Source organism: Bradyrhizobium sp. P3_C3 (genome assembly GCF_056402655.1).
This window is the reverse complement of sequence record NZ_JBFUGY010000121.1, coordinates 1-3044: the sequence shown is the minus strand read 5'-3', so window position 1 is coordinate 3044 and position 3044 is coordinate 1. Positions and strand designations below refer to the sequence as shown.

Sequence of the window (3044 nt, the reverse complement as noted above, 5' to 3'; positions counted from 1 at the left end):
TTCCAGGGCTTCGCGTTCGGGCCAATACCGACCGTGAGTTCACTTTCGCTGACTACCATGCCGACGAACCTGCGGCATCACAGGGAGGTCGCGCGCTAATCGCGGATCACTTCGATGGCCGAGCGCTGGGGCCCTGGTTCAACAAGCTGCGCCGAGCATGGATCGCTGAATTTGGCGGCGTGCCGTTCGCAAGTAGAGTAAAATCGTCAAGGCGAGCGGCAAACATCAGGCGTTAGAGCCCTGTGCGTGAGTGGGTTCGAGAGTTCCGCGAGTATGTGCGAGCCTACCGGGCCTATGTCTCGGCCAACCTTTTGTGGGTCAGAGCTACGCATCGCAGTTCACTAGTCTAGGAGCGGGCTTGTAAACAAGGAGGCCGAACATGACTGCAATCTCCTCTTCACCCACCCGGCGCAGCCTCCTCGCAGGGTCAGTCGCAACTGGTGCCGTCGGCTTGCTTCCAATACATTTCGTCGCCGCACGCGCGCAATCGAAGCAAGGAGGGTCCCCGTTTGGTACTACCAAAGCCGACGCAATTCTTCCCTTCCGCGTCAATGTCCGGGGTGAAGACCTCGCTAATCTCCGCCGGCGCCTCGCGTCCACGCGCTGGCCCACCAAAGAGCTCGTTGAGGATCGGTCGCAGGGTGTGCAACTGGCGACGCTGCGGGCGCTCGCCCGCTACTGGTCAACTGAGTACGACTGGCGCAAGTGCGAGGCACGGCTGAACGCGTTGCCACAGTTCACGACCGTGATCGACGGGGTGAAGATCCATTTCATCCACGTCAAGTCCCGGCATGAGAACGCGCTGCCGCTGATCATGACGCACGGCTGGCCTGGCTCGGTCATCGAACTCCTCGATACCGTCGGTCCCCTGACTGACCCGACCAAGTATGGTGGCACTCCCGACGATGCATTCCACCTGGTGCTGCCGTCCTTGCCAGGCTACGGCTTCTCGGGTGAGCCGACCGAACTCGGATGGGACGCCGCGCGCATCGCGCGTGCGTGGGCGGGGCTAATGGATCGCCTCGGCTACACGCGCTACGTCGCCCAGGGTGGCGACGTAGGAGCGGCAGTAACGGATGCGATGGGGCGCCAGGCACCCAAGGGACTTCTCGGCATCCACGTCAACTTGCTCGCGGGTGTGGCGGCAATGTCCGACAAGCTGCCCGCAGAATCCGAGAAGGAACGCGCGGCGCAGAAGGCGGCCGCGACGTTTAGGGCGAGTGGCTTTGGCTACTTCCTAGAGCAGTCGACGCGGCCACAGACGATCGGCTACTCCCTGCTGAATTCACCCCTCGGGCTCGCGAGCTGGATGCTCGACCATGACACGGACAGCTACTACAAGATTTCCCAAGCGTTCGTGGAGGGTAAGCCCGCGGGCAATCTCACCCGGGACAGCATCCTCGACAACATCACGCTGTACTGGCTGACGGGCACTGGGGCCTCGGCCGCACGGTGGTACTGGGAGGCCGGACAGGCCGCAGCCCGTGCGGCCGGCAAGTCTCCTCCTGCGGTCGCGGTTCCCGTGGGATTTTCGACGTTCCCCGGCGAAATCTTTGCTGCGCCCCGAAGTTGGGTCGAGATTATGTACCCCGGCCTCGCCTACTTCAGCGAGGTCGAACGTGGCGGACATTTCGCCGCCTGGGAGGAGCCGAAGCTGTTTTCAGATGAGGTACGCGCAGCCTTCAGATCATTGCGCAAATAACGGACCAGAGGCTCGACGCCAACGATGTTGAGCACGCGCGATTGTAGGTCAGCGCACACCGCGCCATCTCCGGCCGGCCTCGATCCGGATGGTGTTGACCACGCCCTCGAATGTCGCTGCGGGCCCGACCTCGTCGCAGAGCGCGAACGCGGCCGGCTTGTGCGGCATGGTCAAATTGAAGCCGGCGGTGCTGGGCGATTTCGAAAGTACGCGGATCGTCTCCGCGAGATCGTCCGGGTGCACATCCATCGGCACCATGTGCCATTCAAATGCCCTGTGCTTCGAAATAGGGCGTGCAGTATCTGGGCGCACCGACATGGCCGGCGGGACGGGCGAAGATGAAGACGGTGCGCGTAGCGCCGGTTGGAAGCTTCATGATGTCAACCCTTGACCGCGCCTGCCGTGAGCCCGCTGACAAGATAGCGGCGCACCGCGAGGGAGAAGATCAGCACCGGCGCCATCACCAGCGAGCCGCCGGCGGCGATCTTGCCCCATTCCCAGCCCTCGTAGTTCATGAAGTTGACGACGGCGACCGGCGCGGTGCGCGCATTGGTGCGGGTCAGGATCAGCGCGAAGAAGAAATCGTTCCAAGCATAGAGGAAGCAGAGATTGCGGTCGCCGCGATCCCCGGCGTCACCATCGGCGGCACGATCTTTGTGAACACCGTGCGCGTCCGCGCGCCGTCGACGAGAGCGGCTTCCTCCAGCGAGACCGGGATGGTGTCGAAGAACGGCTGCATCATCCAGATCACCAGCGGCAAGTTGAAGCTGGTGTAGACCAGCACCAGGCCGGTGATGGTGTCGAGCAGGCCGATCCAGCGATAGAACAGGAAGAAGGGGATCGTGAACGCGATCGGCGGCGCCATGCGCGTCACCAGGATCGCGAAGCTCAGTGCATGCTTGCCGCGGCCGGCCCAGCGCGATAGCGCGTTAGCCGCGGGGACGCCGAGCAGCAGGGCGAGCGCGGTCGAAAATGAAGCGCTGAGCAGGCTGTTGACGAAGGAGGACGAGAACGCGCTGTGCCAGAGCGAGACGTAGTTCTCCAGCGTCGGCGTGAAGATCAAGGGTGGCGGAAATTGCAGGATCTGGTCGTTGGACTTGAAGCTCATCTGCAACAGCCAGAGGAACGGCGAGAGCAGGATGAGCAGCGTCACCGCGATCGCGACCAGCCGGCCCGGTGTGGCCTTGCGCAGGGAAGGCTCGCTCATGCCAACGCCTCCCGGCGCCGGCCCATCCAGACCAGGCCAAGGCTGATGCCGCAGACCAGCAGCAGCATCACCACCGTCACCGCGCTGGAATAGCCAATCTCGTTGGTGTCGAAGGCGAGGAGATACGCGTAGTAG

The 3044-nt window shown here is 63.2% G+C and carries 4 protein-coding genes; 1 reads left to right on the top strand and 3 read right to left on the bottom strand.

What is annotated here, in order from left to right:
- Positions 1-379: 379 nt before the first annotated feature.
- Positions 380-1702 (top strand): epoxide hydrolase family protein, encoded by a 1323-nt coding sequence (locus AC1DW2_RS43570; RefSeq protein ID WP_354181239.1) that lies wholly within the window; start codon positions 380-382, stop codon positions 1700-1702.
- A 48-nt stretch (positions 1703-1750) separates the two neighbouring features.
- Here AC1DW2_RS43570 and AC1DW2_RS43565 read toward each other — a convergent pair whose 3' ends face one another.
- The 3 genes from AC1DW2_RS43565 to AC1DW2_RS43555 form a co-directional block, all read right to left on the bottom strand.
- A complete protein-coding gene (locus AC1DW2_RS43565; protein WP_477009184.1) occupies positions 1751-1960 on the bottom strand; it encodes a hypothetical protein in 210 nt (69 codons plus the stop codon).
- Positions 1961-2082: 122 nt separating this feature from the next.
- On the bottom strand, positions 2083-2217 hold the full coding sequence (locus AC1DW2_RS43560; protein ID WP_477009183.1) for a hypothetical protein: 135 nt from the start codon (positions 2215-2217) through the stop codon (positions 2083-2085).
- A gap of 50 nt (positions 2218-2267) precedes the next feature.
- Positions 2268-2909 carry a carbohydrate ABC transporter permease gene (locus AC1DW2_RS43555; protein ID WP_477009182.1) on the bottom strand — a complete coding sequence of 214 codons (642 nt, stop codon included), beginning with the start codon at positions 2907-2909 and terminating at the stop codon, positions 2268-2270.
- Positions 2910-3044: the final 135 nt, after the last annotated feature.

What these genes read in the sequence shown, in the direction of transcription:
- AC1DW2_RS43570 (WP_354181239.1), top strand. Translation starts at nt 380, where the DNA reads ATGACTGCAATCTCCTCTTCACCCACCCGGCGCAGCCTCCTCGCAGGG.
- AC1DW2_RS43565 (WP_477009184.1), bottom strand. Translation starts at nt 1,960, where the DNA reads ATGGTGCCGATGGATGTGCACCCGGACGATCTCGCGGAGACGATCCGC.
- AC1DW2_RS43560 (WP_477009183.1), bottom strand. Translation starts at nt 2,217, where the DNA reads ATGAACTACGAGGGCTGGGAATGGGGCAAGATCGCCGCCGGCGGCTCG.
- AC1DW2_RS43555 (WP_477009182.1), bottom strand. Translation starts at nt 2,909, where the DNA reads ATGAGCGAGCCTTCCCTGCGCAAGGCCACACCGGGCCGGCTGGTCGCG.